Below are 25,094 nucleotides of genomic sequence, written 5' to 3'. Positions count from 1 at the left end.
CGCCGACGGCCGGCGGGATGCAACCCGGCGAGGCTGGCGAGGTGATCCGCCCCCATGGAAGTGGTCCGCCCTGAGGTATGGCTTTCGAGCCAGGACGAGGACGGACAGATGGGAACGAAGCGACACAAGCCCGAGGATGTGGTCGCCAAGCTGCGGCAGGCGGACGTGTTGATCGTGCAGGGCCAGAGCGTAGCCGATGTGATCCGAGCCCTCGGTGTGACCGAGGTGACGTACTATCGCTGGCGCAAGGAGTTCGGCGGCCTAAAGAGGGATCAGGTCCGGCGGATGAAGGATTTGGAGGTCGAGAACCAGCGGCTGCGTAGGGCGATTGCCGACCTCACGCTCGACAAGTTGATCCTGCAGGAGGCGGCAAAGGGAAACTTCTGAGCCCCGCGCGCCGACGAGCGTGTGTCGAGCACATCGTGCAGACGATGAAGGTGTCCGAGCGCCGGGCCTGCCGGGCGCTCGGGCAGCATCGCTCGACGCAGCGCAAGGCGCCGCGGGGGAGAAACGACGAGGCCGCTCTCACAGCCGATCTCGTCGAGTTGGCGGAGCGGTATGGTCGCTACGGCTATCGGAAGATCAGCGCCTTGCTGAAGGCGGCCGGCTGGCTGGTCAACGACAAGCGGGTCGAGCGGATCTGGCGGCGCGAGGGGCTGAAGATCCCGGCTCGGCAGCCCAAGCGCGGCCGCATTTGGGACGGGGATGGTTCCTGCCTGCGACTGCGGGCGGAGCATCGCGATCACGTCTGGTCCTACGACTTTGTCGAAGCCCGCACGCACGAGGGCCGCAAGTTCCGGATGCTGAACGTGGTCGATGAGTTCACGCGCGAGTGCTTGGCGATCCGCGTCGCACGCAAGCTCAAGGCGGCGGACGTGATCGACGTGCTGTCTGACTTGTTCATCCTGCGCGGCGTGCCCGGCCATATCCGCTCGGACAACGGTCCGGAGTTCATCGCCAAGTCGGTGCAAGCCTGGATCACCGGTGTCGGCGCCAGAACAGCCTACATCGCACCCGGCTCGCCATGGGAGAACGGTTACGTTGAGAGCTTCAACGCACGACTACGAGACGAGCTGTTGAACGGTGAGATCTTCTACACGCTCGTAAGCGCTCGGTGACGGCCGCCTTGTGTGGGTAGCGCTCCGCTCTGGATACAGGAACTGGCGTCGGATGACGCTGTATCGGCCCTGTGTCTGGACCTATGACCAATCCTCACATCATCGTCGCCGGCACGCGCCGAAGCTGGTCGCCCGAGCAGAAGCGCGCCATCCTGGCCGAGGCGGACGATCCCGCCACGACCGCCTCGGCGGTGGCGCGTCGACACGGCCTGCATTCCAGCCTGCTGTTCCGCTGGCGGCGCGCCGTGCTGGCCGAGCAGCAGGCCCGGACGCCCTCCGCCCCGCCGACCTTCGTCCCGCTCGCCCTGCCGCCTCCCGCCGCTGCGACCGCCGAGAGGCCGGCCGGGTCGGGCGTCGTCGAGATCGAGCTGGCCGGCGGTCACCGGCTGCGGGCCGAAGCTGGGGCGGACCTGGCGCTGCTGCAGGGCGTGATCGCGGCGCTGCTTCACCGATGATCCCGGTCCCGTCCGGCTCGCGCGTCTAGCTGGCCACCGGACACACCGACATGCGCAAGGGCTTCGACGGTCTGGCCGCGCTCGTGCAGGACCATCTCTCCCGCGATCCGTTCTCGGGGCAGGCCTTCGTGTTCCGCGGGCGGCAGGGGCACCTGATCAAGGTGCTGTGGTGGGACGGCCAGGGCTTGTGCCTGTTCGCCAAGCGCCTGGAGAAGGGCCGCTTCGTCTGGCCGGCCACCGCCGGGGCCGCGGCGGCGCTGACGCCGGCCCAACTCGCCATGCTGCTGGAGGGCATCGACTGGCGCACGCCGCTGCGCACCGACCGGCCGAGGATCGCGGGCTGAGGTAGACTACCGAGGCGGCAGCGTCCGGGCGCATGGATGTGGCGAGCGCCTTCAGCAAGGCCTAAGCTGTTGGCGTGGCTCTCGATCCTGCCCTGCTGCCCGACGACGTCGACGCGCTCAAGCGTCTGATCGTCGGCATGGCGCGCGAGGCGGTCCAGGCCGACACCCTGATCGAGAAGCTGCGCTTCGAACTCGCCCGGCTGAAGCGGGCGCGGTTCGGCGCCTCCTCCGAGAAGCTCGGCGAGCGGGTCGAGCAGCTCGAACTGGCCATCGAGGCGCTGGAGACCGACGCGGCCGAGCGCTTGAGTGCCGCGCCGGTCGTGGCCGAGGCGGTGGAGGCGGCACGCCTCAGACCGGCCCGGCGGGCCCTGCCCGAGCACCTGCCACGCGAGAGCGTGGTTCATGCCGGCCCCTGCACCTGCCCGGCCTGCGGCGGGGCCTTGCGCCGGATCGGCGAGGACGTGACCGAGAGCCTCGACTATGTGCCGGGCCGCTTCAAGGTCGTGCGCCACGTGCGCGAGGCCTTCGCCTGCCGCGCCTGCGAGCAGGTGATGCAGGCGCCCGCGCCTCACCACGCCGTTCCCCGCGGGCGGGCCGGACCCGGACTGCTTGCCCACATCGCGGTGGCGAAGTTCGACGATCACCTGCCGCTCTACCGCCAGGCCGAGATCTATGCCCGTGACGGGGTGGACCTGGCCACCTCGACGCTCTCGGGCTGGCTCGGCGCCACCGCGGCCAGCTTGAGGCCGCTGGTCGATCTCCTGCGCCGGGAGGTGATCGCCGGCTCGGCCGTCCTGCACGGCGACGACACGCCGATCCCGGTGCTGGCGCCGGGCAGCGGCAAGACCCGGACCGGCCGGCTCTGGACCTATGTGCGCGACGAGCGCCCCCACGGTGGCGCCCGTCCGCCGGCGGCGGTGTTCTTCGCCTCGCCCGACCGTCGGGGCGAGCGTCCGCTCGCACATCTGGTAGGCTTCTCCGGCGTGCTGGTGGCCGACGGCTATGCCGGCTTCAACGGGCTCTACGAGAAGGCCCGACCGGGCGGCCCACTCACCGAGGCGGCCTGCTGGGCGCACGTGCGCCGCAAGATCTTCGACGTGCATGCCGCGACCGGCTCGGCGCTGGCCGCGGAGGCGCTGGCGCGGATCGGCGCGCTCTACGGGATCGAACGCGAGTTGCACGGCAAGCCGCCCGACGCCCGCACCCATGAGAGACAGGCCCGCGCGAAGCCGGTGGCGGCCGCGCTGAAGGTATGGGCGGAACGGAGCCTGACCCAGTTGCCGGGTCGATCCGAACTGGCCAAGGCATTGCGTTACATGCTGGCGCGCTGGCTGGCGCTGACCCGCGCCTTCGACGACGGACGCATCGCGCTCGACAACAACGCGGCCGAACGGGCACTGCGCGGCGTGGCGGTCGGGCGCAAGAACTACCTGTTCGCCGGTTCCGACCTCGGGGCCGAGCGCGCGGCCGTCTTCTACACCCTGATCGAGACGGCCAAGCTGAACCGGCTCAATCCCGAGGTCTACCTGCGCGACGTGCTCACGCGCATCGCCGATCACCCCGCCAAGCGGCTGGCCGACCTGCTACCTTGGAACTGGACGCTCGCCCAGCCGGCCGCGCACGCCGCCTGACCGGCCGGCCTCTCACCGAGCGCTTACACACGCTCAAGGAGGCACAGATTGTGATCGAGAGCTGGCGTCGACACTACAACAGCGTGCGCCCGCACGCCTCGCTCGGCTACCGGCCGCCAGCCCCGGAGGTGTTCGTGCCGGCCTTCACCGCTTGGCCGGCTGCGCTCACCCGGTCGGCTCCGCCGGCCAAGCTATCCGTGGAGCAAAGGCCGACCCTGCACTAACTTAGAACTTGGACCACCGCGTGGGGGCCGATCAGGCGGTCGTGCAGCATGACAACTGGCAATGCGCAGTGGGGGCTTTGACCGGCGCATCGCTCTGCGTGGCTTCTGTCAGACAGAGGACATGCAGCGGGTCGGCCGTAGCCAGAACGATCAAACTGCCGAGCACAGCATGCAGCACGAGCACGTAAAGCGCGGCCACGGCGATGGCCGCGCGGCAGACTGCCCAGCCTGTCCGACTCGCGCGCATAACGTGGCGTATGGTTAAGCTTGCAGCCACGTCAATGCGTTAGGCTGCTCGCCGTCGAGGATTTTGGGAGGTGTGGTCCATAGGGCAACTAATGTGCAGAAAACGACCGTTTTCGAGTCACTCAGATATGCGCAGAAACCCCATGTAGAAATCAAAACCGTAGCAGAAAGCAGCTGCTGAGCCGCTGCCGGGGTTCTATGATGGGCGGGCTGAAAATCCTGAGACCGGCATAGGGCATCGCCACAGGCCCTGCAGCAGGGCCGTTCGCATTCAGGCGGCTTACGGAACTGAATTCGACCTGGGCCGGCATCCTGATCGTGCTGCTAATCATCGACAGGACCAAGCGGACTGCCTGCAGCCGGTATCCGAGCCATCCGCCTCACCCGGCCAAGGGCTCTAGCAGGTCGCAGATGCAGAAACGGCGAAGCTTGCGCCCCGCCGTCCAAACCCTGTTCCAGCTACGGTGCCGTCAGATGCCCATCAGCACTCTCGCCGAGCCAATGACCGTTACGATAAGGCCACAGGCGAACACGGCGATCATGGCGTAGGAAACGGGCTTCATCTGCATCGTTGATCGGCTCCTGAGGTTTTCGGTATCGGCTTTTGAAGTCTCGATGCCGTCCGGCGGTTACGACGAGTTCCGCCGGACGGCGATAGGGTCTCACGCACGATGCAGACCGTATTGCGGTCCAGTCCATCACAACGGTGTGAACCGGGTCGAGCGGATTGCTGCCATGGCTCCTCTTGCGGATCGGAGCCTAGCCGTTCACTCCTCCCGGTACGGACCATCGCAGTCGTCGCGCAGGGTCAACTAGTCGACCAAGTCGTGCAGCTGCAGGGGGGCATCATCTTTCGCCCTTTGAAGCGTAACAGCGCGGATTTATCCATTTTAACGTTCTATTTTTTTGTTCGGTATAAAACAAAAGGAAACCATTCCAGCTCGCAGAGCCACTTATGCTCCAGTCATCCGAACGTTTGCGCCCGATCGCTGCAAGGGCTGCGGCTGGGGCTGATGTGATCCAAGAAGCGCTCGTAGCGATCCGCAACCACTTGGGTATGGAGATCGCCTATTTCTCCGAGTTTGTTGCCGGCCGCACCGTGTTCCGCCGCGTGGATGCCCCGGGCCTCGAACACCTCATCAAACCGGGTGACTCTCAGTCCCTCGACGATGTGTACTGCAACCACATCCTCGCTGGACGCCTTCCCGAACTGATCCCAGACACCGCTCAGCTACCCTTCGCCCGCGACCTGCCGATCACTTCCGCCGTACCGATCGGCTCGCACGTCAGCATTCCGATCCGGCTCGCTGACGGGACGCCATTCGGGATGTTTTGCTGCCTCAGCCCGCGGCCGATCCCATCGCTCAATGAACGCGATCTGGCGACGATGCGTGTGTTCGCCGGGTTGGCCGCCAAGCAGGTCGATGCAGACCTGCAGCGTCACCGCGGCACGCAACAGGTCCACGCCGCCCTCTCCACGTTGATCGCCACACAGGACTACGACATTGTCTTCCAGCCGATTGTCCATCTGCCAACCGGACAGATCGCCGGTTGCGAGGCTCTCTGTCGCTTCCGACCGACACCCTACCGCTCGCCGGACCAGTGGTTCGCCGATGCCGCCTCGGTCGACCTCGGCATCGACCTCGAACTGGCCGTGATCCGAACGACGCTGGCGATGTTTCCGGAATTACCTCCCGCGCTCTCGCTTTCGATCAACGCCTCGCCTCTGGCCGTCCTCACCGGACGCTTGGTCGAGCTGATTCCCAACGAGTTCGCGGCACGCACGATTGTCGAAATAACCGAGCATGCTCCAGTTCCGAGCTATCCCGCGTTGCACACGTGTCTCGCCCCCCTGAAGCGGGCTGGCGTCCGCATCGCCGTCGATGACGCCGGGGCGGGGTATTCCGGTCTGCAGCATATCGTGCAACTGGCTCCGGACCTGATTAAGATGGACATGAGCCTCACCCGCTCGGTCGATACGGACCCGGCGCGGCGCGCCTTGGCTAGCGCGATGGTGTTCTATGCCCGCGAGACCGGCGCGCAGGTCGTCGCCGAAGGGATTGAAACGGCAGCTGAACTCGCAACGCTCAAATTGATCGGGGCCGACAGGGGTCAGGGCTACCTCCTCGGCAAACCCGGTCCGCTCTCCGCGCTGCAAGCAGCTTGTTTAGCTAATCGGTCCATGGTCGCCTGATTGCGATCTGTAATTAGCGCAGGGATGTGAAGTACAAGCGAGGGCTTTACATCGATGGTGAAAGGGCAGTAATCGGGCCATCTAAACTCACGGGATGATAGCATTTCGGTCTAATTCACGGTTACTTAACTCGACCTAGCATAAAAACAGTGCTGCATCGTGGCTTATACAGGGCCACGTAGGTTAGAGCGGCGCATGTCGGACAATCAGCGCGAATCGCTTCGCCAGAAGGCATTGGCTGAGATCGCCCTCCTCGACACGCCGCCCGAGCGCGAGTTCGATGTGCTGGCCAAGCTCGCACAACGCATGCTCGGCACCAGCATGTCCTCGATCACCCTGATCGCTCCGGAGCGTCAGTGGTTCAAGGCACGCTGCGGGCCTCTGGCACCGGAGACTGTGCGGGCTCAGACGTTCTGCCCAGTCGTAGTCGAGACCGACGCGCCGCTCACCGTAGCGGATGCCCGCCTCGATCCTCGGTTCGCCGCAAGCCCGTTCGTCACCGGCTCACCGAACATCCGCTACTACGCGGGCGTTCCGGTTCGCATCCAGCAGCCCGACGGTAACCGAGTGGCGATCGGCACGCTCTGCGTCCTCGACGAGCGGCCACGCGAGCCAACACCGACCGACCTGGAGGTTCTGGAGCAGTTGGCATGTGTCGCCGAGGCCTTGATCCAGGCTCGGACCGTTGCACTACGCGCCGCCGAGGCTGCCGAGGAGCACCGTCTGGTCGTTGAACGGCTGAAGCGCGAGCGGCGTCAGTTCAAGCAGGCCGAGCGCATGGCCGAGATGGGATCGTACCGGTACGACATCGAGCAGGGGACTACCGCTTGGTCGGACGGCGTCTTTGCCATCCACGAGCGACCGGTCAGCGGCGGTGTGCCGAACGGCGAAATCATGAACCACTTTCCCGAGCCGGACCGCTCGACGTTCGTCGCTGCGGTGATGCGCACGTTGGACACGGGCGAACCGTTCGAGATGGATGCCGACCTCGTAACCGCCAAAGGCAACGCGCGGCGCGTGCGGTGCTCGTGCGAGATCGAGTTGGCCAATGGTAAGCCCGTCGCGCTCATTGGTCTGATCCAAGACATCACCGAGCGGTACGAGCTGGAGCAGCGCCTACGCCACCAAGCCCGCACTGACGACCTGACCCAATTGGCCAACCGAGCGGAGTTTCACTGCGTTCTCGATGCACGGCTGCGTGAGGCGCCCGCTGCGGACAACGACGTGGCAGTGCTTCTGATCGACCTCGACGGGTTCAAGGACGTCAACGATGTTCTTGGCCATGCAGCTGGTGATGCGGTATTACGCTGTGTCGCCGATCGTTTGCGTGTCGCCTGCGACGGTGGGTGTTTTCCGGCACGGCTGGGTGGCGACGAGTTTGCTGTCGTAGTGTCCGCCGATCTTGATCGCGTGGGACTCGATCGGAAGGTGCGGCGCCTCCTGCACGATCTTGAGATCGTCATCGACGGACAGGGTCACATCGCCCGAGTGACGGGAACGATCGGCATCGCGTGGTCGAGCACAGCCTCGCAAGACCGTGATGTGCTCCTACGGCAAGCCGATGCGGCGCTCTACGCCGCCAAGCGCACCCGAAAGGGAACGGCGCAGACCTACCAGGTCGTTGCGGACCACCGAAAAGCTAGTTGAGCGCGCCTTCAGTGTGGCGGGCCAGGGTCTAACTGCTGCCCCGAACAGATTTCCGCCGCTCAGCTACCCGCCGACAATTGGCAGCCTGCTTCACACCTTCAGCAGCAATTCCGCCTTGCGGATCCCATGTGCAGAAAACGACCGTTTTCCAGTCACTTAAATGCGTGCAGAAACCGTATGAGGAAATCAAATCCTGAGGTGCACGAACGTTTTGCGCCAGGAGCCGGCTCTGTGCCTGTGGCCTCGAACCGCTGCTTTCGACCCATAGCAGTCCATCCGTGTGGTTCGGTTTAGGTGTGGAGAGGAGAACCGGCGCTGTCAGTCTGCTATGGGTAACCTTTTGCGAACCGGCCATGGCAGCCGCTTCGACCCAAATCGGACCCTAGGAACGTCTGGTCTGGGGCTACGCGACCGTGGTCAGCCGAGCGACCGCACCGACGATTTGGTACTGCCCCGCGTGTAATGTCTGCGCGTCGAGTTCATCCCGCTTGGTGCTGAAAATGCCCACGCTGGCATTGGCCGCGCCGATCAGCAGCGTCTGCACGCAGGCGAGCGTCAGCAAGCAGCCGGCCATCAGGACAGCACTAATTCGGCAAAATTTGCAATCAGAACCATACATGGGCCGAAGGAGTCGTATTAATCGATAGCAATTCCCCTAATCCAGGTCATCATTCGGCATAAATCAAGATAACATATATGTGATACCACATATTAAGTCATTTTTAAGCACTTTCTGCCCATTCTATAAATCAGCAATCCGTATAGCGGTGGTGCGGTGCTCCGGTTCGTGTAGGGCCAGGTACTTCCGTAAAGCCGCTTTGGGATGAGACATGGCGCCGCTTTTCTTCCCCCGCGGTGATTACTCACTACTGGACGCTGTAGAGCGCACCCAGGGCGTAGTTGAGCTGACACCTTCCGGTGCAATGCTGAGCGCCAATGCGCGCTTTCGTGATCTACTCGGCTACACCTTGGAAGAGTTGCGGGGCCACTCGCTGGACGTAGTGCTCGATCCGTACGAGGCGGCCAGTCAAGAGCAACGGGAGCTTTGGTCCGCCGTCGCTCAGGGGGAGTGTCGCACAACACGCTCGCGGCATCTCACTAAGCAAGGTGACGAGGTTTGGCTGCAGCTCAGCTACAGCCCGGTGCTCGATCGTGCCGGGCGGGTTGTCAAGGTCGTCCAACTCTCGAGCGATGTGACCGCGCAGCAGCGCTACAGCCTTGATCAGGAGGCTGTGCTCCAGGCGATCAGTTGCTCACGCGCCTCCATCGAGTTCGCCTTGGACGGCACCATTCTGACGGCCAATCCCAACTTCCTCAGCACCGTCGGCTACACCTTGGAAGAGATCCAGGGCCGGCACCACGGCCTGTTCGTCCTACCCGCCGAGCGCGACGGCCAAGCCTATCGTCAGTTCTGGGCGGCGCTGGCGCGCGGCGAGTTCCAGCGTGCCGAGTACAAGCGCGTCGGTAAGGATGGGCGGGAGCTCTGGCTGCAGGCGATCTATAATCCGGTCCGCGACCGGCGAGGCAAGCCGTACAAGGTCGTCAAGTTCGCCACCGACGTGACGCAGGACAAGCTGCACCGGGCCGACGTGGCGGGACAGATCGCGGCCATCAACCGGTCGCAGGGCGTCATCCACTTCGGCATGGATGGCACGATCTTGGAGGCCAACGAGAACTTCCTGAACGTCGTCGGCTACCGGCTTGATGAGGTGCGCGGTCGGCACCATCGGACGTTCGTCGAGCCGTCGGATGCAGAGTCGGCAGAGTACTTGCAGCTGTGGGATATGCTTCGGCGGGGCGAATATCAGGCCGGCGTGTTCAGACGTCTGGGAAAGGGTGGTCGAACGGTCTGGATCCAGGCCAGCTATAATCCGATCTTCGACGACGACGGCAAACCGTTCAAGGTGGTGAAATACGCCACGGACATCACCGCCAAGACAGCAGCCCAGCACGCAGCGACCAGCGCGTCGAGCCAGACGCTGATCAACGTGCAGGCCGTAGCCTCTGCCTCAGAGGAGCTCAGCGCCTCGATCGGGGAGATCGCACAGAGCTTAACCCGCTCTCGCTCCGAGGTCGACGCCATCCACGAACAGGCCAGCGCCGCTGATCGCTCCACCGCGAAACTGAAGGAGGCGGCCGTATCGATGAACGGCGTCGTCCAACTCATCCAGGCGGTCGGAGAGCAGATCAACCTGCTGGCGTTGAACGCAACGATTGAGGCTGCGCGGGCCGGAAACGCTGGGCGTGGCTTTGCCGTGGTGGCCAGCGAGGTGAAGAACTTGTCGAGCCAAGTGACGCAGGCGACCGGGCGGATCGCGCGGGACATCCACGCCATGCAGGGGATCTCGGAAGAGGTGGTCGGAGCGTTGCTGTCAGTGGTGCAAGCCATCGGGTCTGTGCGCGAGATGGTGACGGGCGTGGCCTCTGCGGTCGAGGAGCAGAGCGCCGTCACCCAGGAAATCTCGTCGAGCATGCAGACGGCAGCTCAGGGGGTAGGCGAGATCAACATCAGCCTGCAGACACTCACGGGGTGAGCGCGTGATTTCACGCGCCCCTTGAACTTTGATCTGCGCAATGTGGCTCCCGATCATGGTGCGAACGCCCGGCAAGGAAGACGGCGTCCGCTTCTGGGCATTGAGCCAACTGCTGCTCTCGACCCCCAGCAGCCCATCCGTTTAGTTCGGTTTAGGTGTGGAGAGGAGAACCGGCGCTATCGGTCCGATATGGGTCGACCTTTAGCGAACCGGACCTGACAGCCGGTTTCGACCCCTAGCGGTCGGCTGCTCATAACTCAGGCTCCAATGAAAACGGCGCGTGCGGCAGAGGCCACGACGCGCCGTAAGTGGGTTCCCGGTCTCAGGAAAGGAACTGCGGCCTACATAGGCGATCCCTGCACACAGAAGCGTGACACCCGAGCCATAATCCACGCGGGGAGACTGTCATTTGACTGTCATGCTAGGCTAGGCCGTCGAAAGAACCCCACGCCGCCCGAACGGTGCAAGGGGCAACAGGTGCGATATGGCCTCGATTGAAGAACTGGCGAACACGCTCCGCGGCGTCGCCACTACCGGCATGAAACCCAAGGCGCTCCTCGCCGCCGTGCGCGAGCGGCACCCGGAGGCGACCAAAAAGGAAGTCGTCCGGGCCGCGTTCTATGCGTTGGCCGAGGGCCAAAGCGGCGACCATGGCGAACTGCACAGCTTCGCCTTGGCAGAGCGGGCCGTGGACGACGACGAGCCGGTCAAGGCGGCCAAGCTGCGCAAAAAGAAGAAAGACCGGAAGGCCGCCGCAGAGGGGCAGGCCACCCACTGAGGCCCGACCGGGCACGGTCAGGCGGAACGGGCCAGCTTCTCTTGGCGACGCTCCACGCTCGACTGGACGAACCGGCCGAGCGGTGTGCCGCCGGTCCTGTGATCGCGGCAGACTTCCTGCAAGACGGTTTCCAGCGCCACGATGCGCTCGCTTGGCCTGCGGTAAGCCTGTTCCAGCTCATCAAGGGCGGCATCAACCCGATCCGCGACGGTGCTATCGGGCACGGCCGAGAGATGATCGACCTTATGGAGGCAGCGGCGCACCGGGGTCATACGGACAGTCTTAGGATACGAAGCGGTGCTGTCCAGCAAACTTACCCGGCTACATTAATCAGGCCGAGGTGCGTTATCGCACATCAGCTTGGCTTTAGGCTGGCGGTTCGACCACTAGCCGTTGCCGTGCGGCATTCATTATGCAGAGTAACGCGTATCCTCCCAAGGATACTCCATCGTCACTCGCCCCGCGCCGTTTGCGAGCGCGGGGCTTTTTATTGGGTCGCCAACCGCCGCCCTCCCCGTTCGTAAACTTAGGTTCAAGACGGTACTTTTAGGGTGTGGAGAGGAGAACCGGCGCTTTCAGTCCGGTATGGGTCCACCCATACCAGACTGGTAGCGTCAGCAACTTCTGCAAGCCACCCGTGCAGACCATTGGGCCAGTTCGCCGCCAAGGTCACATTTGAGGGATGACCGACCCCAATTTTTTTCGCGTGACTGAAAACTTTCTGGTCCTCGGCCTCCGTAAAGACCCGCGATGCCCCCGACGGGGTGCGCTTCAAGGGAGCCAGAACGCATGTCCACGATCCTCGTCCGCCTCGCTCTTGCCCTCGGCCTCGGCCTCGCCACCGCGGCGGTTCCGGCGCTCGCCAAGAACCCCATGGTCGGCGGCGCGCCGATGCTTGCGAGCAAGACGATCGTCGAGAACGCGGTCAACTCGAAGGATCACACCACGCTGGTCGCCGCCGTGAAAGCCGCGGGCCTCGTCGAAACGCTCTCGGGTCCTGGCCCGTTCACGGTGTTCGCGCCGACCAACGCCGCCTTCGCCAAGCTTCCGCCGGGCACGGTCGAGACGCTGGTCCAGCCGCAGAACAAGGCGCAGCTCACCGGCATCCTGACGTACCACGTGGTCCCCGGCGCGCTCACCGCCAAGGACCTGGCGACTTTGGCCAAGGAAGGCGGCGGCCGGGCCGTCCTCAAGACCGTCAACGGCGCCGCGCTCTCGGTCGAGACGCAGGGCAAGAAGGTCTTCGTGACCGATGCTAAGGGCAACACCGCCACCGTCACCGTGCCCAACGTCATGCAGTCGAACGGCGTGATCCACGTCGTTAACGGCGTGCTGATGCCCTGATCGCACGCCGCGACCTCGCCGGCCGCACGGCCTCTCCCCTGCCTCGTGCAGGGGAGAGGCTGGCCACCTTCATTCGCGGATGAGCCGGCCCGAATAGATCACTGGTCCGGTCGCCTTACCCCCTGGGGCGCCACCCTTCGGCTCCACCGTCACCGCGAGCGTCACGTCGGGAGCATCGGAGCGGAGGTCGGAAGGCACCGTCAGGGTCTCGGTCGCATCGGTGATCAGGCCGAGCGAGCGGGGGGCCGTCCCCGCGTGGATGTACCAGAGTTCCAGGCTCCGGTCCGGCGGCGTCTCCGCCGCGAGGCTGCGCACATGCACGCGGCCTAGGTCGAGATCAACGCGCACGATGAGCGCTGGCAGCGCGCCGCCGCGATCGACCACGGCGAGGTATTGCTGTCCGTCCGGCGCGGGCCTCGGCCCGGCGACGATCCAGAGGGCGAGACCCGCCGCGAGTGCGCTCGCCGCCGCTGCGCCGAACCGCCAGCGCCGCAATCCGCGCTCCAGCCGGACGATGCGCGCCGTGCCGCCCGCATCCGTACCCTGGGCATCGGGGTGTGCGGCGACCTGAGCCTCGATGCCGGCCCAGACCCGCGGATCCGGCTCCATCGCGGGCGCCGTCGCGGCGAGCGGTGCGAGCCGCGCCTCCCAGGCAGCGACGGCAGCCCGCAGCGCGGGCGTCCGGTCCAACGCGCGCACGAAGGCGGCGCGCTCAGCCGCATCGAGAGTCCCGAGGACGTACTCGCCTGCCGCCCCGTCCGGATCCTCGACCCAGAAGGGCGGAGCTTCCGCGCCGTCGCCGGGCCCGAACTTACCCGGTCCCGTGCTCATACCGCCTCCACCTCTAGGCAGCTGCGCAGGCCGGTCAGGCCGCGGCGCAGCCACGTCTTGATGGTGTTGACCGGCCGATCGTGCCGCGCGGCCAGCTCCTCGCGCGACCAGCCCTCGCAATAGGCGAGGACGAGACAATCGCGCTGCGCCGGCTCGACGGCGTCGAGGCAGTGGGCGAGCGCGTCGCGCCTGGCGAGGTCGGCTTCCCCATCCCCGAGGTCGGCCAGGCGCTCCAGCCAGCCCTCCTCGGCCTGAGTCAGACGCGCGGCCTTCTCCTGCCGCAGGCGATCTATCGCCTTGTGCCGGGCGATGGCAGCGAGCCAGGGGAAGGGCGTGCCGCAGTTCGGATCGTAGCTGCCGGCCCGCTGCCAGATGCGCACGAACACCTCCTGCAGTGCATCCTCGGCCGCACCCCGATCCTGCATGATACGCAGGATGGTCCCGAGAAGTTTCGGGGCGGTCGCGATATAGAGCGCGCGCAAAGCCGTACGGTCGCCTTCGGCGACAGACCTAATCAGCCGCGCGAGATCTGCGTCGTCAGACGCCTTCACGATCGGCACATCTCCCCCCTTTCCCCGAACGATCCCGCTTATCCTATGGACTTGGGCGTCTCAACCGGCCAAGCCTTTCCCCATGCGTTACAGCTTGGCCTGAAGGGTTACGTGTGGGGTGTCCCTCGACCTCTACGGCAGCACGGCGGTTCGTAGCACTCGATCATAGGTTCGACGAACGCTCGATTTATGCTGCGATGCAGTGCGTAGCGACAGCTCCTATGAAAGCCTGCTTCCCACCCATAGCAGCCCATCTGTTCAGTTCGTTTTGGGTGTACCTTTATCGGACCATAACTTAGCCAGTACGATAAATACCTTTTCGCCACTCAAAACAGACCAAAATCAAATATCAATAACAAGGTCACGAAGCACACCAGATCGTTGAACCATACAATGTGCGGAAAACGACCGCTTTCTTCACATAGAGGGAAGCCCCCTCCCCGGGCATCCGAAACAGCTCCGTTTGCGTGACGAAAATATGTGAAGAAACCTATTGTGCGGAAAAGGGTGTTTTCATACAATCTTCACATGCTGATCGGCCGCGCGCGCGTTTCAACCGAGGATCTGGATCTGGATCTGCAGTGCGACGTCTTGAAGGCCGCTGGCTGCTTTCGGATCTTTGAGGAGAAGGAGAGTGGGCGCGCCGGCACCAAACGCCCTGCCCTCGAAGCCGCATTGGACTTCCTGCGCACTGTAAGCAACTGGTGATTTGAAAAATCGACTGCCTCGGCATTTGCTGTGCGAAATGCTCAATACCGCCCACAGGCCACAGGAGCAAGGCGGAAGCGCCACTCGCCCACCGAGCAAATAGACACCGAGACCTCCACCGGGCACAGATGTTCAATCTCCCCGGCATGACCGTTGGGTGGTTTTTGAACTTGAACCGCAGCGGCACCCCGCCGGCAAGGCCGCCCAGGTACGAAGGGCGCAAGGGGGCCGCCCGCATCGGCTCATCGACGCCGAAATGGCCGTCGGCCGGGGGATGATCGACGCTGGAACCATCCCAGTCGCCGCGCTCGCCGAACGCCTCAATGTCAGTGCGCAGACTTTCTATACTTACTTCCCGTAGTTAACCGCATGGTCAAGAACATACGAAGACTTGGTGCGGCGGCGATCCGCCCTAAGAACTGATTTGTATAACCCTCTGAATGAGCGTATGTCTCCGACGTAGCCAATGTGATCGTCTACAGGCTATGAACTTGAGCCGCGCGTCAAAAGAGTTGTTGGCTCGACGTCGAGCGCATCTGCGAGCTTCTCGATGATATCGATGGTTGCAGAGAATTGCTCTCGCTCAAGCATGCCCACATAGTTGCGATTAATGTCAGCGAGCGCAGCGAGGCTTTCTTGCGAAAGCTTCTTTTGGGCGCGCAGCTTCCTCAAGTTCACTGCCAAGACCGTCCTCAATCTCATGAGGCATGGCAGCCTGTAAGCTCCGCCGCCTCCACCTAATATATTAGGTAATCGTCAAGCTGATGCTGGCCCGCGATGCACGAGCTCTGCTAAGCGCCTCGCCGCCAATTTAAAATTGCATCGAAGGCGCTGGAGTTGCTAACTGGACAAATCGAGCTTGGCACGAGTGTCAATCTTTTAGACAATCGTGCTGAATACATATTATTGGCAAATTTTGACTATGTCCATGCAATACTACATGAAAGACGTTCCACATCGTAGTTCAAACGACAAGGGAAACCATATATGAAGCTTGACCGACTTGACGCAAAAATCTTGAATGTTTTGCAGAGCGACCCTCGATTGAGCGCCGCCAAAGTCGGTGACATCGTCGGATTATCGCAATCCGCGGTGTCGCGCCGTGTTCAGGCGCTCGTCGAGGCTGGCGTCATCGAGAGTTATCTTGTCGTTGTGTCACCGAAAAAAGTCGGCTTCCCGGTTCGGGTTAGTCTGCTCTGCAGCTTCCACGGAGAAGCGGCAGATGAACAGGACCGCCTGTTCGATGCGCTCCGAAATGATCCGTTCGTCGCGCGCCTCTCCCGCGTCACGACTGGCGACGCCGATTTCGCCTTCACGGTCATTGCGCAAGACCTCGAAAGCTATGATCGCCATATCGCCTCGTACCAGCATTCCTTCTTGGGCCTGCGAATCGTACGACGCGACATGTTGGGAGACGAGTTGAAGCAAGGGCTCAGTATCCCAATCGAGGTGGCCGCGTGAGGCGCAATGGGAGTTGTGGCCGGAGCACGACAGTCGGCCGTCCTCGCCAGCAGGCGCTCAGTTCGCACTTTCGATGCGTGCCGTCGGTGCTCTGCGCATAGTCTATGCATTTTAAGCACCAGATTCACGGAGTCCGCGCGGAACGATTTGTGCCAAGTTTTTTCAAGCCAAGCCGTTCGCAACGCCGTCCAAATCAAAATAACCCGATGGTGAACCGGGCGGATTGAATACAAAATTGCGCACATCGACCATCATCGATGCGCTTCTGCCACGTTTCTTGTCTGCATAGACATCGAGGATCGTGGCGCGTGGGGAGGAACTCTACATGATCGAGATGGTCGCCCTGCTCGCTCTGATCGAACGCTGTGCCCCGGACGCTCCGCTGCAAGCGCTCGTTACGGCCGCACGTACCGCCAGCGGATTCGAGCCCCTGGTTCTTACGACCCATCAGAATGGGCGGGCGCTGACTGTACGGGCGATGTCGCGGCCCGAAGCGATCGCCCTGGCCTCTGAGATGAAAGTCGCGGGCCAGCCCGTGCGCCTCGGGCTGCTCGGCGTCGATGCACGCGAGTTCGATCGTAGAGACTTACCGTTGGGTGAAGCCTTCGACAGCTGTACGAACCTGCGCGTCGCCGGTGAACTCCTCACCAGGGATGCGAAAGCCTTGACGGTGGACCCGAGGCGCCCGGCGCGGTCGAAGGCTCAGCCCCCGGACAAGGTTGTGCGCGGGGTTGCAGCGGACGACACTCCTCCGCAGCCCCCTGTCCCAGGCCCGCCGACCACCGCCACGTATCAACCGCGCGCGTGGGATGTCTACGGACAGGCGCAGGCGAGCGCGGCCCTGGTCTACGGCAGCGCGCCCTAGCGGCACCCGACAGCAGCACGTCCCCTTTCCTCTTCGCAGAGAGACGACCGATGACGCATGCCCAACGCCACGCGGCTTTCCTGGTTTCCGCGTCCGTCCTGCTGGCCTTCACCATGGTGGAGCCGGCCGCCGCGCAATCTCTGGGCGGCGTCGAGAAAGTTCTGCAGAACATCGTCGACGCGCTGACCGGCAACGTCGCGAAACTGCTCGCGACCATCGCGGTGATTGTGGTCGGTATGGCGTGGATGTTCGGTTACCTCGATCTGCGCAAGGCCGGCTACGTCATCTTCGGCGTCGCGATCCTGTTCGGGGCCTCCGAGATCGTCTCGACGATCACCGGCAAGTAGGCCTGCCGCCCCCTCCCCTCTTCCGCCCCTCGGATGACGCAACGGAGCCAGGCGATGACCGACGAGCCCCTCGTCGAGGACACTCTGTTTCTCGCCTGCACGCGGCCGGCGATGATCCTCGGCGTCACGATGGAGGCCATGGGCCTCAACATGATCTTCTCGTCCGTCCTGTTCATCCTGGCAGGTTCTCTTCTCTACGGACTCGTCGCCCTCCCGATCCACGCCGCCTGTCGGCTCGTATGCCGATACGATCCGCACCAGTTCCGCATCCTGTTCGCCTGGGTCGAAACGCGCGGACGCCATCGGAATGCAGGTCTGTGGGGCGGCGCGTCGTGCACGCCACTTCGGCTGGTGCGCCGCTACCGCGCGGAGGAGCTCGCGCATGGCTGACAGACGCGCCCTGCGCGTGAAGGCGCGCGAGGTCGGGGCCGAGGCCCACCTCCCCTACCTGCACCATGTCAGCGAGCACGTCGTCAGCTTGGCGACGCGAGCCATCGTGACCTGCCTGCGGCTCGAAGGCGTCTCCTTCGAAACCGCGGATCCGGCCGAACTCAACGATCTCCACACCAAGCTCAATTTGGCGCTGCGCAACGTGGCCGACGAGCGCCTCGCGCTCTGGAGCCATATCGTGCGCCGACGCTGCGCGGACTATCCGACCGGCACCTTCCGATCGCCCTTCGCACGCGAGCTCGACGTCGCCTATCGTGCGCAGCTCACGCAGCAGCATCTCTACCGCAACGAACTGACGCTCAGTCTCGTCTGGCATCCCGGCCGGGATCCGACGGAGCGGGCCGCGAGCCTTCTGGCGCGACTGGGAGGCGCGCGCTCGCGGGACAGTGGCGATGCGACGAGCGGTTTGAAGAAGCTCGAGGACGCGACGCGCGACCTGACGGCGGCGCTCGCCGCCTACGCCCCGCGACGGCTCGGGCTCGAGGAGCGGGCCGGCCTCCTGTTCTCGCAGCCGGCCGAATTCCTGCACGAACTCGTCTCCGGCGAGAGGCTGCCGGTGCCGCTCGTGAACGGCCCGATCGGCCCAACCCTCTACACCAACCGACTGGTCTTCGGTCGCGAGGTCGTGGAGATCCGCGGCGCCGGCCGCTCAAGCTTCGCCGGCATGTTCGGCCTCAAGGAGTATCCCGCCGCCACCAAGCCGGGCCTGCTCGACGGACTGCTCTCCGCCCCGATGGAACTGGTCGCGACCCAATCCTTCGCCTTCCTCGGTAAGGCCGAGGCCAAGACCGTCCTGACCCGAAAGCAGAATCAGCTGCTCTCCGCGAACGATCCGGCCGCGAGCCAGGTCGCGGGCCTCGACACTGCGCTCGACGACCTCGAATCCGGTCGGTTCGTGATGGGCGAGCATCATCTCTCGGTGCTCGTGCGTGCCGATGATCCGAGCCACCTGTCCGAGACCATGGCCCGCGCACGCCGCCTTCTTGCGGAGGCCGGCGCCGTCGTCGCACGCGAGGATCTCGGCCTTGAGGCCGCCTACTGGGCCCAGTTGCCGGGCTTGTTCCGGTATCGCGCGCGGGCCGGCGCGATCACCTCGCGCAACTTCGCGGCCCTGTCGCCCTTCCACACCTTCCCGACCGGACACGCCGAGGGCACGCACTGGGGCGCGGCTGTCGCCTGCCTGAAGACGGCCTCCGGCGCGCCCTATCACTTCGCCTTCCATGCCGGCGATCTCGGCAACACCTTCGTTTGCGGGCCCTCGGGCTCGGGCAAGACCGTCTTCGTCACCTTCGCGCTGGCCCAGGCCGAAAAGCTCGGCTGCCAACTCGTGCTGTTCGACAAGGATCGCGGCGCCGAGCTCGCGCTGCGGGCCCTGGGCGGAACCTACCTGACCCTCAAGACGGGCCGGCCGACCGGCCTCGCCCCCTTGAAGCGACTCGACCTGACGCCCGAGAACCTCGGCTTTTTCGGACGCCTCGTCCGGCGCCTTGTCACGGCCGAGGGCCGTCCGCTCTCCGCGACGGAGGAGGCACGGATCGACGCGGGCCTGCGCGCGCTGCGCGATCTGCCAAAACACGAGCGCTCGTTCGCGGCCTTGCGGGTCTTCCTCGGCCAGCGCGATCCGGACGGCATCGGCGCGCGGCTGGAACGGTGGTGTCAGGGGGGGCCGCTCGGTTGGGCCCTCGACGGCGACGCGGACGCGCTCCTCCTCGACGCCCCCGCGCTCGGGTTCGACATGACCGCCGTCCTCGACGATCCCGAACTGCGCACGCCCCTCATGATGGTGCTCTTCCATCGCGTCGAAGCCCTTCTCGACGGTCGCCGCCTGTTGATCGCCATCGACGAGTTCTGGAAGGCTCTCGGCGACGACGCATTCCGGAGCTTGGCCAACGACGGTCTGAAGACGATCCGCAAGAAGAACGGCGTGATGCTGTTCGCGACGCAGAGCCCGCGCGACGCATTGGCCAGTCCGATCGCTCACACGATCGTCGAGCAATGCGCGACGCAAGTGTTCTTTCCGAATCCCCGCGGTCAGGCCGCCGACTACGTCGACGGGTTTCATCTGAGCCGGCGCGAGTTCGCCCTGATCAAGGAAGAGCTGTCCCACGAGAGCCGGCGCTTCCTGGTCAAGCAGGGCCGACACGCCGTCGTCGCCGAGCTCGATCTCTCCGGGCAGGACGCGCATCTCGCCGTGCTGTCCGGCCGCACCGTGACGGTCGCGCTGCTCGATCGCATCCGGGCGCGGGTCGGGGACGACCCCGCCCGCTGGCTGCCCGTCTTTCACGCAGAGAGGAACTCGGCATGAGGCGCTCCGTCGTCGCGACGATCACCCTGGTCGTGAGTCTCGGCACGGCGGGGCCGATCCCAGCCTTCGAGCTCGTCTACGATCCGACTGCCGTGGCCAAGCTCGTCGAACAGGCCCGGCAGATGGAGCGGCAGATCACGACGCTGACCGATCAGTTGACCGAGGCGAAGCGGCTCTACGACTCCTTCAACAAGATCACCGATGCAGGCGAGATTGCCGGACTGCTGAATACGCCGGCTCTGCGAAAAGCGTTGCCGGCCGAGTTTTCGCAGATCGAGAGTCTGGTCGCCGGGTCGGGATCAGGGAACTTCGCCGACTCGTTGAACGGCTATCTTGCCAAGAACCGGGTCTACACCGCCAACGCCGGCAACGACTTCTACGCGGCGGAGCTCGAGCGCATCGCACGCCGGACCGGCACGGCGCACACGCTCGGCGAGGCCGTCTACGACGCGGCAGCCAAGCGGGTGGACCAGCTCGACCTGCTGCGGCGGCAAATCGGGCAGGCTCACGGCGCAAAGGACGTCGCCGACCTCTCGGCGCGTCTGCAGGCCGAGTCGGCTTTGCTGCAGAACGATGTCCTGCGCCTTCAGGGCCTGGCAATGATTCAGCGCGCCCAGCGCGGCATGGACGCCCAGCGCGAGCGCGAGCGCGGTCGCCAGCTCGTCGACGAAATGAAGGCCGCCGTTCGATGAGGGTGCTCGTTCTCGGCTTCTCGGTGCTTCTCGGGCTCACCGCCTGCGACGGCTCCGATCGATCCGCCCGACCCGAGAGCCGAACCGTGCTCGAATTCCTCGAGGATCCGCAGGGGCTCGAAGAGACCTGGGGACGGTGCCGCAACGATCCCGGCGGCATCGGGCAGAACGCCGAGTGTCGCAATGCAGGGGCAGCGAAGGAGCGTCTGATGATGCTCGGGCGCGAGCGCGCCATTCGTAGTCTGAGAGGCTGAAGGGAGACCGTCATGGCGATCCAGGTCTTCGATGATTTTCTGCGCGAGTTCGAGGCGCCGATCACGCATTTCGTCTCGGATTCGGTGACGAACCTGACCGCGGCCGTGGCCGGCCCCCTGCGCGTCGGGCTGATGCTCTACATCGTGCTCTACGGCATCGCGATCCTGCGCGGTGCCGTGCGCGAGCCGGTCCTGGACTTCGCTTGGCGCTCGGTGCGGCTGGTAGCGATCGTCACCCTCGCCACGAACGCCGACACCTTCCAGGCCTACGTGACCACGCTCTTCAACGACACGCTGCCGCGCGAGATCGGCAACAGCATCGCCGGCTCTGGTCTGAACATGAGCTCGGGGCGGCCGTTCGATCAGTTGCTCAACAAGGGCATCAGCGTCGCCACGCAGATCTACGAACAATCTGGCCTGACCAACATCGCGCCGGCGCTGATCGCCGCGATCCTGATGGTGTTCACCGCGGCCGCCGGCTTCCTGCAATTTGCGGTCATGCTCTACGCCAAGGTCGGCCTCAGTCTCGTCGTCGCGCTCGGGCCCATCTTCGTGGCGCTCGCCCTGTTCGAGGTGACTCGGCCCTTCGCCGAGGCCTGGACCCGCCAGCTCGTCAACTTCGTCGTGCTGCAAGTGCTCGTCATCGCCCTGATCGGACTGATGCTGACGACGGTCAGCCAGTTCGTCGACAAATACGGAACGAACGCGACCACTGGGGGCGAACTGATCGTGGGCGCAGTCGCCATCAGCGCCGTGCTCGGTCTCGCCGCTTACGTGGCGCTCCAGTTGCCCGAGATCGCCGGCGCGCTGGCGGGCGGCGGCGCCTCGCTGGCCGGTCGCACCATGAGCCGAGCGCTCACGGCGGTGGCCATGACCGGCGGGACGGCCGGGGTATTCGGTGCCTTTGCCGGTTCGCGCGCGGCGGCCGGTCGCGCCGTGTCGGCCGTCCGCAAGGGTCGGGCGGGCGGCACGATCGAGCGGCGATGAGCCGACGAGCCGGATCGGGACGGCCAAGAGCAGCCGGCGGCGCAGTCGGCCACGGACGGGGATAGAAACATGGATCGGATTGCGTTGCTGATCCTGGTCGCTGCGGCGACCGGGCTGGGAGGCTGCACCTCCGTGCTGGGACCGACGCCGGCGCCGAGCTGCGACGGGGGTGCGCGCCGGCCGCTCAATCGTTCGATGTGGGATTGGGAGGCCGCGCGGCCGGGGACAGCACGCCCGGGGCCGGTCGTGAGCGCGACGGATCCCGCGCCGGAGGCACGTCCAACCGGATCGCCGAGGCCAGCGGTCCGCAAGGTCGGAGCGCTGGCACCGCGGCAGCGGCCCGCCTTCGATCTGGCCGGTTCGCTCCGGCCCTGCGTCGGGAGGATCGACCATGGTTGAGGCGGCAGACCTCAAGACCTACTTCGCGCGCGCCCGGCTCTGGGAGGACGACCGCCTCGCCATGGCCGAGCGGTCGAAGCGATTGGCGTGGAGTGTGGCGGCGGCGGCCTGCGCGCTCTCGACCGTCGCCGTCGGCGCCGTCGCCGCGCTCAGCCCCCTGAAGAGCGTGGAGCCCTTCGTCGTGCGCGTCGACAACGCCACGGGGATCGTCGACGTCGTCTCGGGCGTCGACGCGACCACAATGACCTATGACGAGGCCGTCACGAAGTATTTCCTCGCTCAGTACGTGCGGGTACGCGAAGGCTACAGCTTCGTCGAGGCGCCCCTGAACTTCCGGACGGTGTCGCTGCTCTCGAGCGCGCCGGAGCAGGCGCGCTTCGCGAGCCTCTATCGTGGATCGAACCCGGACAGCCCCCAGGTGGCCTTCGGCCCGTCCGGCGTCTCCACGATCCGCATCAAGGCGATCTCGCTGATCGGGCCGCATCTCGCCTCGGTGCGCTACCTGCGCGAGAGCCGGCGCGGCGACGAGACGAAGACCTCGCACTGGATCGCCACCCTTGCCTTCGGCTTCGAGACCAAGGCGCGAATGTCGACGGGCGACCGCCTCGTCAATCCGCTCGGCTTTCTGGTCTCGGAATACCGCTCGGATCCGGAGGTGACCCCATGAGCGCGCGTTCGAGTTCCGCATGCCTGGCTCGGGCCGGGATGTTGAGTATCCTGCTCGCGGGCGCCGCCTGGCCCGCGCAAGCGCTGCAGAATCCACAAGCGGGCAACCGCGATGCCCGGATGCGCACTGTCGTCTACGATCCGGCCAACGTCGTGAAGATCAACGGCGTGATCCGCGCCTCGACCCAGGTGATGTTCGCCGAGGGCGAGGAGATCGCCCATGTCGCGATTGGCGATTCCGTATCCTGGGAGATCGCGCCAGCCGGCAACATCCTGTTCCTGAAACCCCGCGAGCGGCATCCTGCCACCAATCTGCAGGTGGTGACCACGCGCCGCGACGGCCGCAAACGGTCCTACCAGTTCGAACTCTCGATCAGCGACGGCTCGCTCTCGGACAGCTACTTCGCGGTTCGGTTCGCCTATCCCGGCGATGAGGCGGAGCTCCGGCGGACCGAAGCGGCGCTGCGCCGCTCGGCGGCGGAGGCGGGTGCGATCGAGCAGACCTTCGCAGCCTCGGACACGGCGGGACCGAGGAACTGGCGCTACTCCGCCCAAGGCGCCGCGACGCTCGAGCCCGACGGCGTCTACGACGATGGCCAGGAGACCTTCCTGCGCTTCGAAGGCAACCGCGAGATGCCGGCTGTCTATCTCGTCGCGAGCGACGGCAGCGAGAGCTTGGTGCCCAAGGACGTGCGCGGGGAATTCGTGGTCGTGCACGCGATCGGACGCGAGCTGCGGCTGCGCCAGGGGGCACAGGTGACCTGCCTGTTCAACGAGGCCTTCGACCCGGTCGGGGTCAATCACGGCACGCGCACGACCAGCCCGGCCGTCATGCGCACCGTCCGCCGACCGATCCGCAGCACGGGAGGCACGCCATGACACCCGACACGCCGCACGCTTCCGGTCTGGAGGGGACGGATCGTACGATCACGCCGGTCACCGGGGTCAGTCAAGCTCGGCCCGGAACGGCCCGCAAGGTGATCGGGACGGTCGCGCTCGTGACGCTCTGCGGGGGATTGCTCTGGGCCAGTTGGAAGCGTGAGCCCGCACCGGCACAGGCGCGCACGACGCCGACCATTTCGGTGAACGGCACCTTCGAGCGTCCGCGCGAACCGCCGACGGAGCCCGCCCAAACCGCGGCGCTGCCACCGTCGCCGCCCCTGCCTCAGCGGCTCGACCGTCCCCCGTCGGACGATCTCCTCGAGAGCAGCCGGCGAGCGCCGGTGCTCGTCTACAATCGACCGCCGCAGGCGAGAGCCGGATCGCGCGGCGGAGAGGGCATCGATCCGAGCGGGGCGAGAAACCTCGCGCTCGGCGACGGGCTCCCCGAGCCGCGCAATGAGCTGAACGACCGCCTGAGACCGACGGTGATCGAGGGCGTCCGGGCCGCACGCCTGCCCGACCGAAACCTCCTGGTTGCCCAGGGGACGGCCATCCCCTGCACGCTCGAGACCGCCATGTCGTCGGACGTGGCCGGCTTCGTCTCCTGCGTGATCAGCCGCGACGTGCTGAGCGACAACGGTCACGTCGTTCTCATGGAGAAGGGCACGCAGGTCGTGGGCGAGTATCGCGGTGGCGTCCGCCGCGGTGCGTCGCGGATGTTCGTGCTGTGGAGCCGCGCGAAAACGCCGACCGGCGTGGTCGTAACGCTCGCCTCGCCGGCGACCGACGCCCTCGGGCGGGCGGGGGTCGATGGCGAGATCGACAACCACTTCATGGAGCGCTTCGGCGGCGCCCTGCTGCTGTCCGTGGTCGGCGATGCCGGACAATTCGCGGGCCAGCAGTTTTCCGATGGCGGCGTGCAGATCAACACGGTCCAGCGCGGCGGGCAGTCCGCGGCCGCGATCGCCACCGAGAATTCGATCAACATCCCGCCGACCCTGACGAAGAACCAGGGCGAGCGGCTCTCGATCTTCGTCGCCCGCGATCTCGATTTCTCGTCCGTCTACGGTCTGCGTCTGACCGGATCCCGCACCGATGCGCTCGACCGGGCCGCGGGCCTTCGCCCGCGCGGGCCGGTCTTCAAACCATGAGCTGCGGGTCCGGCGCGGATCGCTTGTCCT

At 65.3% G+C, this 25,094-nt stretch carries 27 protein-coding genes and 2 pseudogenes; 23 read left to right on the top strand and 6 right to left on the bottom strand.

The window, feature by feature from the left end:
* Positions 1–108: 108 nt before the first annotated feature.
* From BM140_RS18715 to BM140_RS18695, 5 genes and pseudogenes are all read left to right on the top strand, one after another.
* Positions 109–1,115: pseudogene (locus BM140_RS18715) on the top strand (IS3 family transposase); the annotation flags it as partial.
* Between the two features lie 86 nt (positions 1,116–1,201).
* Positions 1,202–1,573: an IS66-like element accessory protein TnpA gene (gene tnpA / locus BM140_RS18710; RefSeq protein ID WP_091949890.1), complete on the top strand. Its 372-nt coding sequence runs from the start codon at positions 1,202–1,204 to the stop codon at positions 1,571–1,573.
* Between the two features lie 29 nt (positions 1,574–1,602).
* The gene (gene tnpB / locus BM140_RS18705; RefSeq protein WP_280142609.1) at positions 1,603–1,917 is read left to right on the top strand and encodes an IS66 family insertion sequence element accessory protein TnpB; all 315 of its coding nucleotides are present in this window, start codon (positions 1,603–1,605) and stop codon (positions 1,915–1,917) included.
* A gap of 137 nt (positions 1,918–2,054) precedes the next feature.
* Positions 2,055–3,548 (top strand): IS66 family transposase, encoded by a 1,494-nt coding sequence (gene tnpC / locus BM140_RS18700; protein ID WP_425287069.1) that lies wholly within the window; start codon positions 2,055–2,057, stop codon positions 3,546–3,548.
* Positions 3,549–3,580: 32 nt separating this feature from the next.
* A pseudogene (locus BM140_RS18695) lies at positions 3,581–3,772 on the top strand (integrase core domain-containing protein); the annotation flags it as partial.
* Between the two features lie 31 nt (positions 3,773–3,803).
* Here the strand turns inward: BM140_RS18695 and BM140_RS25950 are convergent.
* Complete coding sequence (locus BM140_RS25950; protein ID WP_165616496.1) at positions 3,804–3,971, bottom strand: hypothetical protein; 168 nt, start codon at positions 3,969–3,971, stop codon at positions 3,804–3,806.
* A 1,002-nt stretch (positions 3,972–4,973) separates the two neighbouring features.
* On the opposite strand from BM140_RS25950, the gene BM140_RS18690 reads away from it, so the two are divergent.
* A complete protein-coding gene (locus BM140_RS18690; RefSeq protein WP_091949885.1) occupies positions 4,974–6,212 on the top strand; it encodes a sensor domain-containing phosphodiesterase in 1,239 nt (412 codons plus the stop codon).
* A gap of 195 nt (positions 6,213–6,407) precedes the next feature.
* Positions 6,408–7,859 (top strand): diguanylate cyclase domain-containing protein, encoded by a 1,452-nt coding sequence (locus BM140_RS18685; protein WP_091949883.1) that lies wholly within the window; start codon positions 6,408–6,410, stop codon positions 7,857–7,859.
* A 403-nt stretch (positions 7,860–8,262) separates the two neighbouring features.
* Here BM140_RS18685 and BM140_RS25945 read toward each other — a convergent pair whose 3' ends face one another.
* Positions 8,263–8,421: a hypothetical protein gene (locus BM140_RS25945; RefSeq protein WP_165608572.1), complete on the bottom strand. Its 159-nt coding sequence runs from the start codon at positions 8,419–8,421 to the stop codon at positions 8,263–8,265.
* Between the two features lie 268 nt (positions 8,422–8,689).
* On the opposite strand from BM140_RS25945, the gene BM140_RS18680 reads away from it, so the two are divergent.
* Positions 8,690–10,393 carry a methyl-accepting chemotaxis protein gene (locus BM140_RS18680; RefSeq protein WP_091949881.1) on the top strand — a complete coding sequence of 568 codons (1,704 nt, stop codon included), beginning with the start codon at positions 8,690–8,692 and terminating at the stop codon, positions 10,391–10,393.
* Positions 10,394–10,877: 484 nt separating this feature from the next.
* Positions 10,878–11,171 carry a hypothetical protein gene (locus BM140_RS18675; protein WP_244535493.1) on the top strand — a complete coding sequence of 98 codons (294 nt, stop codon included), beginning with the start codon at positions 10,878–10,880 and terminating at the stop codon, positions 11,169–11,171.
* A gap of 17 nt (positions 11,172–11,188) precedes the next feature.
* Here the strand turns inward: BM140_RS18675 and BM140_RS18670 are convergent, their stop codons facing one another.
* Positions 11,189–11,443: a hypothetical protein gene (locus BM140_RS18670; RefSeq protein WP_091949878.1), complete on the bottom strand. Its 255-nt coding sequence runs from the start codon at positions 11,441–11,443 to the stop codon at positions 11,189–11,191.
* 517 nt (positions 11,444–11,960) lie between these two features.
* On the opposite strand from BM140_RS18670, the gene BM140_RS18665 reads away from it, so the two are divergent.
* Positions 11,961–12,515: a fasciclin domain-containing protein gene (locus BM140_RS18665; RefSeq protein ID WP_091949876.1), complete on the top strand. Its 555-nt coding sequence runs from the start codon at positions 11,961–11,963 to the stop codon at positions 12,513–12,515.
* 69 nt (positions 12,516–12,584) lie between these two features.
* On the opposite strand, the gene BM140_RS18660 is transcribed toward BM140_RS18665, so the two are convergent.
* On the bottom strand, positions 12,585–13,346 hold the full coding sequence (locus BM140_RS18660; RefSeq protein ID WP_091949874.1) for an anti-sigma factor: 762 nt from the start codon (positions 13,344–13,346) through the stop codon (positions 12,585–12,587).
* Positions 13,343–13,906 carry a sigma-70 family RNA polymerase sigma factor gene (locus tag BM140_RS18655; protein WP_091949872.1) on the bottom strand — a complete coding sequence of 188 codons (564 nt, stop codon included), beginning with the start codon at positions 13,904–13,906 and terminating at the stop codon, positions 13,343–13,345. Before BM140_RS18655 ends, BM140_RS18660 begins: the two co-directional genes overlap by 4 nt.
* A 519-nt stretch (positions 13,907–14,425) precedes the next feature.
* On the opposite strand from BM140_RS18655, the gene BM140_RS18650 reads away from it, so the two are divergent.
* Positions 14,426–14,605: a recombinase family protein gene (locus BM140_RS18650; RefSeq protein ID WP_342030033.1), complete on the top strand. Its 180-nt coding sequence runs from the start codon at positions 14,426–14,428 to the stop codon at positions 14,603–14,605.
* 256 nt (positions 14,606–14,861) lie between these two features.
* Positions 14,862–14,966, top strand: coding sequence for a helix-turn-helix domain-containing protein (locus BM140_RS26380; protein ID WP_114436010.1), 105 nt, complete (start codon positions 14,862–14,864; stop codon positions 14,964–14,966).
* Between the two features lie 122 nt (positions 14,967–15,088).
* Here the strand turns inward: BM140_RS26380 and BM140_RS18645 are convergent, their stop codons facing one another.
* Complete coding sequence (locus BM140_RS18645) at positions 15,089–15,283, bottom strand: helix-turn-helix domain-containing protein (RefSeq protein WP_244535504.1); 195 nt, start codon at positions 15,281–15,283, stop codon at positions 15,089–15,091.
* A gap of 309 nt (positions 15,284–15,592) precedes the next feature.
* On the opposite strand from BM140_RS18645, the gene BM140_RS18640 reads away from it, so the two are divergent.
* From BM140_RS18640 to virB10, 11 genes are all read left to right on the top strand, one after another.
* Entirely contained in the window at positions 15,593–16,066 is a 474-nt protein-coding gene (locus BM140_RS18640) for an Lrp/AsnC family transcriptional regulator (RefSeq protein WP_091949868.1), read from the top strand.
* A 325-nt stretch (positions 16,067–16,391) separates the two neighbouring features.
* A complete protein-coding gene (locus tag BM140_RS18635) occupies positions 16,392–16,931 on the top strand; it encodes a lysozyme family protein (RefSeq protein ID WP_091949866.1) in 540 nt (179 codons plus the stop codon).
* Between the two features lie 50 nt (positions 16,932–16,981).
* Entirely contained in the window at positions 16,982–17,278 is a 297-nt protein-coding gene (locus BM140_RS18630; protein ID WP_063987054.1) for a TrbC/VirB2 family protein, read from the top strand.
* A gap of 54 nt (positions 17,279–17,332) precedes the next feature.
* Positions 17,333–17,668 (top strand): VirB3 family type IV secretion system protein, encoded by a 336-nt coding sequence (locus BM140_RS18625; protein WP_091949864.1) that lies wholly within the window; start codon positions 17,333–17,335, stop codon positions 17,666–17,668.
* On the top strand, positions 17,661–20,033 hold the full coding sequence (locus BM140_RS18620) for a VirB4 family type IV secretion/conjugal transfer ATPase (protein ID WP_091949862.1): 2,373 nt from the start codon (positions 17,661–17,663) through the stop codon (positions 20,031–20,033). The genes BM140_RS18625 and BM140_RS18620 overlap by 8 nt, the downstream gene beginning before the upstream one ends.
* A complete protein-coding gene (virB5, locus tag BM140_RS18615) occupies positions 20,030–20,725 on the top strand; it encodes a P-type DNA transfer protein VirB5 (RefSeq protein WP_091949860.1) in 696 nt (231 codons plus the stop codon). Before BM140_RS18620 ends, virB5 begins: the two co-directional genes overlap by 4 nt.
* A complete protein-coding gene (locus BM140_RS25940) occupies positions 20,722–20,979 on the top strand; it encodes an EexN family lipoprotein (RefSeq protein ID WP_244535492.1) in 258 nt (85 codons plus the stop codon). Before virB5 ends, BM140_RS25940 begins: the two co-directional genes overlap by 4 nt.
* Positions 20,980–20,991: 12 nt before the next feature.
* On the top strand, positions 20,992–21,966 hold the full coding sequence (locus BM140_RS18605) for a TrbL/VirB6 family protein (protein WP_091949856.1): 975 nt from the start codon (positions 20,992–20,994) through the stop codon (positions 21,964–21,966).
* Between the two features lie 391 nt (positions 21,967–22,357).
* Positions 22,358–23,032, top strand: coding sequence for a VirB8 family type IV secretion system protein (locus BM140_RS18595; protein ID WP_091949852.1), 675 nt, complete (start codon positions 22,358–22,360; stop codon positions 23,030–23,032).
* Positions 23,029–23,910 (top strand): P-type conjugative transfer protein VirB9, encoded by an 882-nt coding sequence (virB9, locus tag BM140_RS18590; RefSeq protein WP_165616495.1) that lies wholly within the window; start codon positions 23,029–23,031, stop codon positions 23,908–23,910. Before BM140_RS18595 ends, virB9 begins: the two co-directional genes overlap by 4 nt.
* Positions 23,907–25,064: a type IV secretion system protein VirB10 gene (virB10, locus tag BM140_RS18585; RefSeq protein WP_091949848.1), complete on the top strand. Its 1,158-nt coding sequence runs from the start codon at positions 23,907–23,909 to the stop codon at positions 25,062–25,064. Before virB9 ends, virB10 begins: the two co-directional genes overlap by 4 nt.
* The last annotated feature ends 30 nt before the right edge of the window (positions 25,065–25,094 follow it).

It is taken from the genome of Methylorubrum salsuginis, from assembly GCF_900114375.1.
In the GTDB taxonomy this organism is placed as follows: Bacteria; Pseudomonadota; Alphaproteobacteria; order Rhizobiales; family Beijerinckiaceae; genus Methylobacterium; species Methylobacterium salsuginis.
This window is presented reverse-complemented; position numbering and strand designations above follow the sequence as displayed.